10 protein-coding genes are annotated in these 12,204 nt (G+C 75.4%); 2 read left to right on the top strand and 8 right to left on the bottom strand.

Translation table 11 applies throughout. The features are described from left to right. Positions 1 to 7: 7 nt before the first annotated feature. The 3 genes from ftsH to FXF50_RS29410 form a co-directional block, all read right to left on the bottom strand. Positions 8 to 2,017 (bottom strand): ATP-dependent zinc metalloprotease FtsH, encoded by a 2,010-nt coding sequence (gene ftsH, locus FXF50_RS22900; protein WP_148431010.1) that lies wholly within the window; start codon positions 2,015 to 2,017, stop codon positions 8 to 10. Between the two features lie 378 nt (positions 2,018 to 2,395). Beyond that, complete coding sequence (hpt, locus tag FXF50_RS22895) at positions 2,396 to 2,971, bottom strand: hypoxanthine phosphoribosyltransferase (protein WP_091317014.1); 576 nt, start codon at positions 2,969 to 2,971, stop codon at positions 2,396 to 2,398. A 99-nt stretch (positions 2,972 to 3,070) separates the two neighbouring features. Beyond that, positions 3,071 to 3,208, bottom strand: a complete 138-nt coding sequence (locus FXF50_RS29410) for a hypothetical protein (RefSeq protein WP_167544575.1) — start codon at positions 3,206 to 3,208, stop codon at positions 3,071 to 3,073. A gap of 150 nt (positions 3,209 to 3,358) precedes the next feature. On the opposite strand from FXF50_RS29410, the gene FXF50_RS22890 reads away from it, so the two are divergent. Then, a complete protein-coding gene (locus tag FXF50_RS22890; protein WP_148430932.1) occupies positions 3,359 to 4,321 on the top strand; it encodes a GlxA family transcriptional regulator in 963 nt (320 codons plus the stop codon). On the opposite strand, the gene FXF50_RS22885 is transcribed toward FXF50_RS22890, so the two are convergent. The 4 genes from FXF50_RS22885 to dacB all read right to left on the bottom strand — a co-directional run bounded on the left by FXF50_RS22885 (position 4,322) and on the right by dacB (position 10,066). Next, positions 4,322 to 5,950 (bottom strand): gamma-glutamyltransferase family protein, encoded by a 1,629-nt coding sequence (locus FXF50_RS22885; protein WP_148430931.1) that lies wholly within the window; start codon positions 5,948 to 5,950, stop codon positions 4,322 to 4,324. 192 nt (positions 5,951 to 6,142) lie between these two features. Continuing rightward, complete coding sequence (gene tilS, locus FXF50_RS22880; protein WP_148430930.1) at positions 6,143 to 7,123, bottom strand: tRNA lysidine(34) synthetase TilS; 981 nt, start codon at positions 7,121 to 7,123, stop codon at positions 6,143 to 6,145. Position 7,124: 1 nt separating this feature from the next. Next, complete coding sequence (locus FXF50_RS22875; RefSeq protein WP_148430929.1) at positions 7,125 to 8,195, bottom strand: zinc-dependent metalloprotease; 1,071 nt, start codon at positions 8,193 to 8,195, stop codon at positions 7,125 to 7,127. A gap of 80 nt (positions 8,196 to 8,275) precedes the next feature. Beyond that, positions 8,276 to 10,066, bottom strand: coding sequence for a D-alanyl-D-alanine carboxypeptidase/D-alanyl-D-alanine-endopeptidase (gene dacB / locus FXF50_RS22870; protein WP_148430928.1), 1,791 nt, complete (start codon positions 10,064 to 10,066; stop codon positions 8,276 to 8,278). A gap of 155 nt (positions 10,067 to 10,221) precedes the next feature. On the opposite strand from dacB, the gene FXF50_RS22865 reads away from it, so the two are divergent. Further along, entirely contained in the window at positions 10,222 to 10,728 is a 507-nt protein-coding gene (locus FXF50_RS22865; RefSeq protein ID WP_091266984.1) for an inorganic diphosphatase, read from the top strand. 63 nt (positions 10,729 to 10,791) lie between these two features. On the opposite strand, the gene eccD is transcribed toward FXF50_RS22865, so the two are convergent. Then, a complete protein-coding gene (eccD, locus tag FXF50_RS22860; protein WP_148430927.1) occupies positions 10,792 to 12,189 on the bottom strand; it encodes a type VII secretion integral membrane protein EccD in 1,398 nt (465 codons plus the stop codon). Positions 12,190 to 12,204: the final 15 nt, after the last annotated feature.

Genomic DNA, 12,204 nt, shown 5'->3' with positions numbered 1-12,204 from the left:
TCGCTGCTCAGTGGGTACCGTCCGAGTTGTTCGAGGGGGACCCGCCGACCGAGGCGCCATCGGCCTGGGCCTGCGCCTTCAGGGTCTCCTTCTCGGCCGGGGTGAGCACGGGCGGCTCGGTGGAGGGCTGACGCTTGCCGAAGCCGTGGTAGGGGGCCATCGGCGGGCGCTTCGCCACCCGGGCGCAGATCCGGGCCATGTCGGCCGTGGAGAGGGTCTCCTTCTCCATCAGCTCGAGCACGATGTTGTCCAGGACGTCCCGGTATTCCACCAGGATCTCCCAGGCCTCGTCGTGCGCCAGCTCGATCAGCGCCCGCATCTCGCCGTCGATCTCGGCGGCCACCGCGTCCGAGTAGTCCCGCTCGTGGCCCATGTTGCGGCCGAGGAACGGCTCGTCGCCGCTGGTGCCGTACTTGATCGCGCCGAGCTTGGAGCTCATGCCGTACTGGGTGATCATCGCGCGGGCCAGCTGGGTGGCCTTCTCGATGTCGTTGCCGGCGCCCGTGGTGGGCTCGTGGAAGACCAGTTCCTCGGCGGCCCGGCCACCCAGCGCGTACGCCAGGGTGTCGATCATCTCGGCCCGGGTCTGGGTGTACTTGTCCTCGGTCGGCAGGACCAGGGTGTGGCCCAGCGACCGGCCCCGGGACAGGATGGTCACCTTGTGCACCGGCGCGGCGTGCGGCAGCGCCCAGGCGACCAGTGCGTGCCCACCCTCGTGGTACGCGGTGATCTTCTTCTCCTGGTCGCTCATCACCCGGGTCCGGCGCTGCGGACCGGCGATCACCCGGTCGATCGACTCCTCCAGGGAGTCGTTGGTGATCGCCCGCTGGTCCTTGCGGGCGGTGAGCAGCGCGGACTCGTTGATCACGTTGGCCAGGTCGGCGCCGCTGAAGCCGGGGGTGCGCCGGGCGACCGAGTCGAGGTCGACGTCGGGCGTGAACGGCTTGCCCTTGGCGTGCACCCGCAGGATGGCCTTGCGGCCCTCCATGTCGGGCGCGTCGACCGGGATCTGCCGGTCGAAGCGGCCCGGGCGCAGCAGCGCCGGGTCGAGGATGTCGGGCCGGTTGGTGGCGGCGATCAGGATGACCCCGCCCTTGGTGTCGAAGCCGTCCATCTCGACCAGCAGCTGGTTGAGGGTCTGCTCCCGCTCGTCGTGGCCGCCGCCCATGCCGGCGCCACGGTGCCGGCCGACCGCGTCGATCTCGTCGACGAAGACGATGGCGGGCGCGTTCGACTTGGCCTGCTCGAAGAGGTCGCGGACCCGGCTGGCGCCGACACCCACGAACATCTCCACGAAGTCCGAGCCGGAGATGGAGTAGAACGGCACGCCGGCCTCGCCGGCGACCGCGCGGGCGAGCAGGGTCTTACCGGTGCCGGGCGGGCCGAAGAGCAGCACACCCTTCGGGATCTTGGCGCCCAGGGCCTGGTACTTCGCCGGGTTCTGCAGGAAGTCCTTGATCTCGTGCAGTTCCTCGACGGCCTCGTCCGCCCCGGCCACGTCCGCGAAGGTGGTCTTCGGCGTGTCCTTGGTGATCATCTTCGCCTTGGACTTGCCGAAGTTGAGCACCCGGGAGCCGCCGCCCTGCATCTGCGACATGAAGAACAGCAGCAGGAGCACGAGCAGCGCGATGGGCAGCAGGTTGACCAGGAGGCTCACCCAGATGCTGTCCGACGAGACCTTGGTGTCGGCCGGGCCGGTGATCCGGTTGGCCGCCTTGGCGTCCAGGACCTCGCTCCAGACCCGGCTGCCCACCTCGTAGGGGAACTGGGCCTCGATCCGGTCGGTGGTCGTGTCGCCGAACTTCGTCTTCTGGGCCAGGTCGAGCTGGAGCGTCTGCTCCTTGTCCTGGAAGACCGCCTTGTTGATCTTTGCGGTGTGGAGCTGGTCGAGCGCCACCGACGTGTCCACGCGGTGGTAGCTGGGACCAGCCGTGAAGAGTTGACTGAGCACAACGGCGCCGAGGATGACCAGGATGATCCAGACCACCGGTCGGCGGAAGAAACGCGTACGTTCCATACTGTTGTCGGGCACCGAGGCGCCCGCATCCTCCTGATCGACGTCCTGACCGTCTGAATGGTGTCGCCGCCTCGGGCGGCGGCCGCAGCCGCCGTGCGGGCCGGCCCCGACCCCGAGACGCGCGAACTGCCGCGCCGCGGTCATTCGACGGTACACCGTTCGTGCCAGATGTGAGCTTGCGAGCCCGGCACTTACGCGTACGGCGAACCCGGGTTTGAGCCGGCGTGGCGGGGAGCTCCCCACCCGGCCACCCGACCGCCCGGTCACGCGGTTCGAGGGGTCGGGCGTGGAGGGTGCCTCCACGTCACCGGCCTCTACCGTAGACCGGAAGGCTGAGAGCCCGCTGAACGTCGGCTGACGACCGGCGGGGCGCCGGGGTCAGGCCCGGGCGTAGACCTCGGGCTTGAGCACGCCGACGTAGGGCAGCTCGCGGTAGCGCTCGCCGAAGTCGAGGCCGTAGCCGACCACGAACTCGGTCGGGATGTCGAAGCCCACGTACTTCACGGGGACCGGCACCTTGACCGCGTCCGGCTTGCGGAACAGGGCGACCACCTCGACGCTGGCCGCGGAGCGCGACTCCAGGTAGCGCAGCAGCCAGGAGAGGGTCAGGCCGGAGTCGACGATGTCCTCGACGACCACCACGTGCCGGCCGGCGATGTCCCGGTCCAGGTCCTTGAGGATCCGCACCACGCCCGAGGAGGTGGTGCCCTGGCCGTACGAGGAGATGGCCATGAAGTCCAGCTCGGCGGGCGGGCCCTGGCGGCCCAGCGCGCGGGCGAAGTCGGCCATGAACATGACCGCGCCCTTGAGCACGCAGACGAGCAGGAGACCGTCCTCGACGTGCGCGTAGTCCGCCGAGACCTGCTTGGCCAGTTCCGCGGTCTTCTCGCGGATCTGCGCCTCGGAGATGATCACGTGGTCGATGTCGGCGTCGTACCAGGAGCCGTCAGCCATGCTCCTAGCCTGCCGTACGCCCTATGGCCTCCGTCGGCGGGGCCGCCCCTTTTGGCGCGGTCCCGCCGGGGATTAACGGCGCAGATGGAGCAAATCACCTCAGCAGGTGCGGGAGCGCCAGCGGCGCCCGTCCTCGGTCGGCTTCCAGTCGGCCGAGTCGCGGCTGTCGGCGGTGAGCCCGGAGGCGCTCGCGCCGACGAGGAGGAGCAGGAAGAGGAGGAGCAGCAGAACGGTCATGGCGGCGCTCACTTTCGCGTGGTTGATGTGGTTTTCGCCGCCGGTGCGCACCGGACACCATCAATTCTGCGGGCCGCCGTACCCATCGGACAGTGGCAGGAATGCCAGTGAGCCTCGATTTCCTGCCACCCGTCGGGTTACCCTCGTCACATGCTTCGCTCGGTCGCCGTCGTCGCCCTCGAAGAGGTCGCCGTGTTCGAACTCGGGGTCGTCGCGGAGGTGTTCGGCACCGACCGCACCGCCGACGGCTTCCCCGGCTACCGGTTCGACGTCTGCACCGCCGACGGCGGGCCGGTCCGCAGCCGTTCCGGCTTCCAGCTCACCCCGACCGCCGACCTGACCCCGATCGAGTCCGCCGACCTGGTGGCCGTGCCGGCGCACGGCGACGGGCGGACGCCGGTCCCCGAGCCCGTGCTGGCCGCGCTGCGGCGGGCCGCCGACCGGGGCGCCTGGCTGCTCAGCGTCTGCTCCGGGGCGTTCGTGCTCGGCGAGGCCGGGCTGCTCGACGGGCGGGACTGCACCACCCACTGGCGGCACGTCGACGACCTCCAGGAGCGGTTCCCGGCGGCCCGGGTGCAGTGCAACTCGCTCTACGTGCAGGACGGCCGGCTGCTCACCAGCGCCGGCACCGCCGCCGGGATCGACGCCTGCCTGCACCTGGTCCGCCAGGAGCACGGCTCGGCCACGGCCACCCGGCTGGCCCGCCGGATGGTCGTCCCGCCGCACCGCGACGGCGGCCAGTCCCAGTACGTCGAGGCGCCCATCCCCAAGGCGCCCGAGGCGCCCACGCTGGAGCCGGTGCTGGAGTGGCTCATGGGGCACCTGGACCGGGCGGTGACCGTGGACGAGCTGGCCGCCCGGGCCGGGATGGCCCCGCGTACCTTCGCCCGCCGGTTCCGCGCCGAGACCGGCACCACCCCGCACGACTGGCTGACCAACCAGCGGGTGCTGCTGGCGCGGCGGCTGCTTGAGGAGACCCGGCTGAGCGTCGAGAGCGTCGCCGACCAGGCCGGCTTCGGCGATGCGGCGGCGCTGCGGCACCACTTCACCCGCCGGGTCGGCACCACCCCGCACGCCTACCGGACGACCTTCCGCGAGCGGGTCGACGCCTGATCACCAGCCCACCATCGCGCCGTCGACGCGGGACTCCGACCCGGCCACGTACCCGCCGCCGGGCGCCCGCCAGATCGCCTGGCCGTACCCGAAGACCGACGGCTCGGCCGCGACGGTGACCTCGTGCCCGCACGACCGCAACCCCGCGACCACCTCCGGGTCGAGGTCCGGCTCGACCAGCAGGGTCCGCCCGGCGTGCCAGTACCAGCGCGGGGTGTCCAGGGCCGCCTGCGGGTCGCGCCCCGCGTCCACGGTGGCCGAGACGAGCTGCACGTGCCCCTGCGGCTGCATGTGCCCACCCATCACCCCGAACGGGCCGACCGGCGCCCCGTCCCGGGTCAGGAAGCCCGGGATGATCGTGTGGTACGGCCGCTTCCCCGGCCCCACCACGTTCGGGTGGTGCGGGTCGAGCCGGAAGCCGAGGCCCCGGTTCTGCAGCGCGAAGCCGTGCCCGGGGACCACCACGTGCGAGCCGAACGCCAGGTAGGTCGACTGGATGAGGCTGACCATCATGCCGCCGGCGTCGGCCGTGCAGAGGTAGACGGTGCCGCCGCGCTCCGGCTCGCCGGCCACCGGGTCACCGGCCCGCCCGGTGACCAGCGCGCGGCGGGCCGCCGCGTAGCCCGGGTCGAGCAGCGCCGCCGTCGGCACCTCGGCCCGCTCCGGGTCGGCCACGTGGGCGTGCGCGTCGGCGAAGCCGAGCTTCACGGCCTCGATCTGCCAGTGCAGCCGCTCCTCCGGCGACAGCGCGGCCAGGTCCACCCCGTCGAGCAGCTGGAGCGCCAGCAGCGCGGCGATCCCCTGCCCGTTGGGCGGCAGCTCCCACACCTCGTGCCCCCGGTAGCGCACCGAGACCGGATCGACCCAGGTCGAGGCGTGCCGGGCCAGGTCGTCGCCGGTGAGGAACCCGCCGGTGCGGGCCGCGTGGTCGTCGATCGCCGCCGCGATGCGCCCCCGGTAGAAGTCCGCCGCGCCGCTCTCCGCGATCCGCCGCAGCGTGCCGGCCGCGTCGGGGTTGCGCCACCACTCCCCCGGGCGCGGCGCCCGGCCGTCCACCGTGAACACCCGGCGGAACTCGGCGTGCTCCGCACCGGTCAGCCCGTCGTGCGCGGCCACCCCCCGCGCCCAGGTGGCCGCCGTGCCCGGGGCCACCGGGTAGCCGCGCTCGGCGTAGCCGATCGCGTCGGCGAACAGCTCGGCGAAGGGCAGCGAGCCGAACCGCTCGTGCAGGTCCCGCCAGCCGGCCGGTGCGCCCGGCACGGTCACCGGCAGCCAGCCCCGGGTCGGCACGGTGCGCCCCTCGCCCTGCGCGCCGCCGAGCGCGTCGACCGGCGCCGCGCCGCGCCGGTCCGTCGCGGCCAGCACCAGCTCCCGGGTCAGCGCCGCCGGGGAGCGGCCGGAGGCGTTCAACCCGTGCAGCCGCTCACCGTCCCAGACGATCGCGAACAGGTCGCCGCCGATGTCGTTCGAGGGCGGCTGGACCACGGTCAGGGTGATCGCGGTGGCCAGCGCCGCGTCGAGGGCGTTGCCGCCGCGCCGCAGCACGGCCAGGCCCGCGGCCGCCGCGAGCGGCTGGCTGGTCGCGACGGCGCCCTGGGGGGCCAGCAACGGCTGTCGGGGGTACGCCATGCGCCCTGTCTACCGCCTCCGGCGGCTCCCGGCGACCCCTCGGCGCGCCCGTCACCGCCGGCTCGGCGAGCTGGCGGCGTCCCGTGCGGTGAAACACCGCCACCTCGGCGGGCCGGCGTTCCGGCGGGCTCCCGGGGCATCCCCTCGCGGCCGAGGAGCCGGCCCGGGCGGCGTGCGGCGCGTCGGGGCGGGTCAGGTGGTGAGGCGACCGGCCTGGCGGCGCACCGGGAGGCCGCCCGGCAGGTGCGCCGGGCCCTGCCCGTGCCAGTCGGTGACCAGGGCGTCCAGCGCCGCCACGTGCCGGTGCGACAGGGCGGCCGGCGGGGCGCCCAGCTCGCGGGCCCAGGTGTGCAGCACCCGGGTGCGTACCGCCGCCGGCAGGGCGGCCAGGCCCTCGACCGAGAGCCCGCCCTCGGCGGCCCGGACCTCGGTGAGCGCGGCGGCGGCGAGGTCGTCCAGCGCGGCGGTGTCGGCGGCCAGCAGCCGGGCGGTCCGGGCCAGGTTGCCCACCACCCCGGGGCCGAGCGCCTCGACCAGCGCCGGAAGCAGGTCGGCGCGGACCCGCGACCGGGCGTACGCCGGGTCGACGTTGTGCGGGTCCGCCCAGGGCGTGAGCCCGAGCGCGGCGCACGCCTCCCGGGTGTCGTCGCGCGGGACGTCGAGCAGCGGGCGCAGCAGCGCGACGCCGTCCAGCTCACGGCGGGCCGGCATGCCGGACAGCCCGCGCGGGCCGGCGCCCCGGGCCAGCGCGAGCAGCACCGTCTCGGCCTGGTCGTCGCGGGTGTGCCCGAGCAGCACCCCGGCCGCGTCGTGCCGGCGGGCGGCGGCGACCAGGGCGGCGTACCGGGCCTCGCGGGCGGCCGCCTCCGGGCCGCCGGGTCGGCCGGCGACGGTCACCGGGACCACCTCGACCGGATCGAGACCGCTCCCGGCCGCCCACCGGGCCACCTGTTCGGCGCGCTCGGCCGAGCCGGGTTGCAGGCCGTGGTCCACGGTCACGAGACCGGCCCGGCGGCCGAGGCGGGGCGCCACGAAGGCGGTGGCGGCCGCCAGGGCGAGCGAGTCGGCGCCGCCGGAGCAGGCCACCAGCACCGGCCCGGCCCCGGGCAGCCCGGCCAGCGCCCGGCGTACGGCGAGCCGGACGGCGGCGACCGGCGGGGCGAGCGGGGCCAACTCAGCCGGCGGCCGGGGGCACGTTCGCCGGGCCGCCGTGCACCCGGGCCACCCAGGCGTCCGGGTCGCCCAGCTCGTCGAGCCGGGGCAGGGTGAGCGGCGAGGAGAAGATCTTGTTGAAGCCGGCCATGCCGACCCGGTCCACCACCCCGTGCACGAACTTGCGGCCCTCGGCGTACTGGCGCATCTTGACCTCGATGCCGAGCAGCCGGCGGATGGCCTTCTCCAGCGGGTTGCCGGACTCGCGGCGGCGGTTGAACGCCGCCCGGATCGACTCGACGCTGGGGATGACCTGCGGGCCGACGCCGTCCATGACGAACTCGGCGTGCCCCTCCAGCAGGGTCATGAGCGCGGTGAGCCGGTCCAGCACGGCCCGCTGCGCCGGGGTCTGCACGATGTCCAGCACGCTGGCCCGACTGTCCGGGTTCTTCACCGCGTCGGCGAGCGTGGCCACGCCGCGGCGCAGCCGCTCCAGCACGTGCTCGCCGCCCTGCGACGCGTCGACGAACGCCTGCACCTCGCTGAGGAAGTACGCGCGCATCCACGGCACGGCGGTGAACTGGGTCCGGTGGGTCACCTCGTGCAGGCAGACCCAGAGCCGGAAGTCCCGGGGGTCGGTGCCCAGCTTCCGCTCGACCTCGACGATGTTCGGGGCGACCAGCAGGAGCTGGCCGGGGTCGCCGGCGAACACCTCGTACTGGCCGAGCACCCGGCCGGAGAGGTACGCCAGTACGGTGCCGGCCTGCACCCCGGTGAGCCGGGAACCGATCGCCTCGGTGAGCGGCCCCGGGCGCTTGTCGCGGGAGAGCCGGTCCACCAGTGGGGTGATCACCTCGCGCAGGCCGGCGATGTTGGCGGCCGCCCAGTCGCGGCGGTCGACCACGCGCACCGGCGGGTGGGCGACCTGGGAGCGCAGGCCGGTGTAGTCGGCGACGTGACCGGCGGCCTCCTCGGTCAGCCGGCGCAGCTCGCCCACCACGTCGGTGGCCTCGGCGTACGACACCCGGGGGCCCGACTTGCCCAGGGCCCCCGCGGTCGCGGCGGCCAGATCCCAGTCCACGAACTGCGCCATGAACCCACCGTACCCGCGCCGCGACACCCCAACCGGGGCTCGCGCCGGCCGATCGACGCCGGTCACACCGGCGGGGATGGTCAGCGGCAGCCGCAGCCGGCCAGCGCGGAGGTGATCCGGTCGAGGGCCTGCCGGGTCTCGTCGAGGGTGTCCGGCGTGCGGTCGGTGAGGACGGCGAAGGTGAGCAGCCGGCCGTCGGCCGTGGTCACCAGCCCGGCGATGGCGTTGACCCCGCTGAGCGTGCCGGTCTTCGCCCGGACCACGCCCGCACCGGCCTTCGTCACCGATGCCTGGTAGCGCTCGTCCAGGGTGCCGGACCAGCCGCCCACCGGCAGGCCGCCGAAGATCGCGGCCAGGTCGGGGTGGCTCCCGTTGCCGGCCAGCGTGATGAGGTCGGTGAGCAGCGACGGGCTGATCCGGTTGGTGCGGGACAGCCCGCTGCCGTCGGCCAGGCTGATCTCGTCGGCCGGCAGCCCCAGCTCGCCGAGCACCTGGTCGGTGGCCGCCGCGCCGCCGTCGAACGAGCCCGGCTTGCCCTTGGCGAGCGCGACCTGGCGGGCCATCGCCTCGGCGATCACGTTGTCGCTGTCGCTGATCATGATGTCGACCAGGCGGACCATCGGCAGCGACTCGACCTTGCCCAGCTCGGCGCCGGGAGCGGGCGCGCCGGCCGCGGACGCCCCGGAGTCGGCGGGCGCGGCGCCCCGCTGCACCTCGGCGGCGGCTCCGGAGAGCCCGAGGAGCTTCGCGAACTGCCGGCCGGCGGTCAGGTCCGGCTGGGGCACCCGCTCGGCGGCGTGGTTCATGGCCTCCTCGGTCCGGCGGGCCTCCGCCGGGTCCCGCCGCGCGCCGTCGGTCATCAGGGCGGTGATCGCCGCGCCGAACCCGCCGGTGGGGATGTCGGAGTCCCAGCCGGGCCCGTACACCGGGCCGGTGAACAGGGACGAGTCGACGGTGACCTTGGTCGGGGCGGTGCCGCCGAGCGCCTTGCGCACCTGGGCGGCGAGGTCGTCCAGCCGGGCCGCGCCCGGGTAGAAGCCGTTCTTGTCGACCGCGAGGGTCGGGTCGCCGCCGCCCACCAGGACCACCTCGCCGGGGGCCGCGCCGGCCACCGCCCGGGTGGGGATCCGGTACGCCGGGCCGCGCGCGGCCAGCACGGCGACCCCGGTGGCCAGCTTGGTCACCGAGGCGGGGACGGTCGGGGCGTCCTGCCCGCTGCCGTAGAGCGCCTGGCCGGTGGTCACGTCGGCCACCGACACGTTCACCCGGTCGCCCAGCGCGGCGGCGCGGACCAGGGGTTCGAGCGCGGCGCCCACCCCCTCGGGGGTGGGCAGCGGCGCGTTGCCGTCGGCGCCGGCCAGCACGGCGGGCGGGGGCGGCTCGGGGGACCGCGCGGCGGCGGTCCGGCTGTCCTCGCCGCCCAGCCAGCCGGCCAACGGCCCGGGACGGACCACGGCCAGCCCGACCGCCGCGAGGGCGACGATCAGCACGCCGGCCAGCACCGCGACCAGCCGGACCCGGCGCCGGCCGGGTGGCGGGGGCGGCGGCGGGAGCGGGGCGGCCCCGACCGGGGGGGCGGGCGGGCTCACCGGGATGCCGCCGGGCGCGTCGTAGCCGGGCCAGCTCACCGGGGCGGCGGGACCCGGGCCGTGGTCCCGGGGATCCGGGTGACCGTGCCGCCGGGGGTCGGCGTGGCCGTACTGCCCGGGGTTGGCGCGGCCGACCGGGGCGGACCCGACGGGCGGCCCGGGGCGGTGGGCGGGGTTGGCGCCGGGGACCGGGACGCGGCCGGTGGCCCCGCCGGAACCGGAACCTGCGGACCTGCGCCCGTCAACCCCCTCGGGGCGGTAGTGTGAATCTTCCCTCCCCACGACCCCCTCCTCCCCCGCTCCAAAGCGCCTTGGGTGACACTACTTCGGTCCGAACACTATGCGGCCGTCGGAGCCGGCGGGGGTCGTTCACCCCGTCCGGTGGGCGGCGCCACTGGTTCCGTTAGCCAGCGTGGGCAAACGAGGGAGCGTGGGAGATGGATTTCGACGTCACGGTTGAGATCCCGAAGGGTCACCGCAACAAGTACGAGGTGGACCACGCGACCGGCCGGATCCGGCTGGACCGCACCCTCTTCACCTCCACGCAGTACCCGGCCGACTACGGCTTCATCGAGGGCACCCTGGGCGAGGACGGCGACCCGCTGGACGCGCTGGTGCTGGTGCCCGAGCCGACCTTCCCGGGCTGCCTGATCCGCTGCCGCACCATCGGCATGTTCCGGATGACCGACGAGAAGGGCGGCGACGACAAGGTCCTCTGCGTGCCCTACGAGGACCCGCGCCAGGAGCACCTGCGGGACATCCACCACCTGGGCGAGTTCGACCGCCTGGAGATCCAGCACTTCTTCGAGGTCTACAAGGACCTGGAGCCGGGCAAGTCGGTCGAGGGCGCCACCTGGGTGGGCCGCACCGAGGCCGAGGCCGAGATCGTGGCCTCGTACCAGCGCGCCAAGGAGGCCGCCGAGCGCGGCGAGACCCTGCACTGACCTGATCCGCGCCGACGGGCCCGGGCCGCTCCACCGAGCGACCCGGGCCCTCGTGCGTGCCGGTCAGCCGAGCAGGCCGCGGGCCCGGTCGTAGAGGTCGAGCACCGCGCAGGCCACCGGGACCACCGCGACCACCAGCGCGGTGTCGGTCAGGTCGGCCAGCCGGCCCAGGTACGGGGTGACCGGCCGGCGGGCGTACGTGGCGCCGGCCGCGACGGCGACCAGGGCCAGGGCCAGCCCGCCGAGGGACAGCGCCAGCCGGCCGGCCGGGCCGGACCGGCCGGCGAGCACCGCGCCGAGCAGCGCGTACCCGGCCAGCCCGGCGGCGACGGCGGGCACCCGGTGGCGGACCGCCACGAAGAGCCGGGAGCGCAGTAGCAGCACCCCGCAGCCGACCGCCACGAGCAGCCGACCGGCGAGCCCGCCGGTGGTGGCGAGCACGGCTGCGGCCACCACGGCCAGCACCGCGTGCCCGAGCAGCATGCCGGTCAGCATCTCCTCGGTGCGGGCCACGGCCGCGTGCACCCGGCCCCGGTCGGGCAGGTCACGGACCCCGGGCGGGCCGCCGGCCGGCGCGGGCAGGGTGATCGGCGGCAGCGGCACCTTGCCGAGCCGGATGGCCAGCAGCGGCAGCCCGCCGAGCGCGAAGACCAGCGCGCAGAGCAGCACGGCGGCGGTGCCGGCCGGGTCGAGGAACAGCCCGCCGAGGCCGGCCGCCGCGCCGGCCGCGCCGGTGGTCGCGCCGGCCAGGAAGACCCGGGACCGGCTGCCCACCCCGAGCAGGCCGAGCACCGACCCCAGCAGCAGCGCCACCGAGCCGGCGAGCAGTTCGGGCGCGCCGACCCAGCGCAGCGGCCAGAACGGGCCGACGGGGTCGCCGGAGCCGACCGCCAGGGCGCCGGCCGCGGCGGCCCAGGGCAGCGCGTACCCGCCGAGGGTGGCGCCGACCGGCCCGTCGCCGTACGCCCGGGAGGCGGCGGTGGCGGCGAGCACCAGGAGCAGGGCCACCAGGGCGGCGACCGGCCAGCCGTCGCGCGGCCCGGGGCCGGCGGCCAGCACGGCGAGCAGCCCGACGGCCAGCGGCACGCCCGCCCCGGCCAGCGCCGCGGCCCGGGTGGCCCGGGGCGACCAGGCGGCGCCCCGGCGTCGGGCGCCGTCGGCGATGGCCTCGACCACGTCGTCGTACTCCAACTCGGGCCACTCGGCCCGGGCCGGGACGAGATGGAGCACCTCGCCGTCGCGGACGCCCTGGGGCAGCAGCGCCTGCGCGGTCGCCAGCGCGGCGCCGTCGGTCCGCCGCAGCACCCAGCCGCCGTGCCGTTCGCCGTCGTCGGCCAGCCCCTCCCCGGCGTGCCGCAGCACCTCGGGCAGCAGCTCGGCCAGGGGGACCTGCTCCGGCAGGGCCACGTCGACCCGCCGCCGGGGCGCGCTGATCGTGACCCGGGCCAGCCCGCTTGTCATCGATTCTTCTCCATA

The sequence above is a fragment of the Micromonospora sp. AP08 genome (assembly GCF_008085935.1).
GTDB lineage: Bacteria > Actinomycetota > Actinomycetes > Mycobacteriales > Micromonosporaceae > Micromonospora > Micromonospora chersina.
The sequence above is the reverse complement of the archived record's forward strand: the minus strand, read 5'-3'. Positions and strand labels throughout refer to the sequence as shown.